Source organism: Salinarimonas soli, from assembly GCF_008386575.1.
GTDB classification, from domain to species: Bacteria; Pseudomonadota; Alphaproteobacteria; order Rhizobiales; family Beijerinckiaceae; genus Salinarimonas_A; species Salinarimonas_A soli.
This window is the reverse complement of the sequence record NZ_VUOA01000223.1, coordinates 1-372: the sequence shown is the minus strand read 5'-3', so window position 1 is coordinate 372 and position 372 is coordinate 1. Positions and strand designations below refer to the sequence as shown.

General features: G+C 50.5%; 1 protein-coding gene. It reads left to right on the top strand.

The window, feature by feature from the left end; translation table 11 throughout:
• Nucleotides 1-40 precede the first annotated feature (40 nt).
• On the top strand, nucleotides 41-372 hold a 332-nt coding region (locus tag F0L46_RS27890), incomplete at its 3' end, for a KH domain-containing protein (protein ID WP_240540170.1).

Here is a 372-nt window from a genome sequence, read left to right as displayed (position 1 = left end):
GGAAGTGCGGGTCACTCCCATCCGCTCGGAGATCATTATTATGGCCACCAGGACACAGAGTGTGCTCGGAGAGAAAGGACGCAGAATCCGTGAGCTGACTTCCGTAGTACAGAAGCGATTCAACATTCCAGAGCAATCTGTAGAATTGTATGCTGAAAAGGTGGCTACTCGTGGCCTTTGCGCTATCGCCCAGGCCGAATCTCTAAGATACAAGCTTATCGGAGGTCTCGCTGTACGTCGTGCTTGCTATGGTGTTCTCCGTTTCATCATGGAATCTGGTGCCCGTGGTTGTGAAGTTGTTGTATCTGGCAAGCTGCGTGGTCAACGTGCCAAATCAATGAAGTTTGTAGATGGACTCATGATCCACTCTGG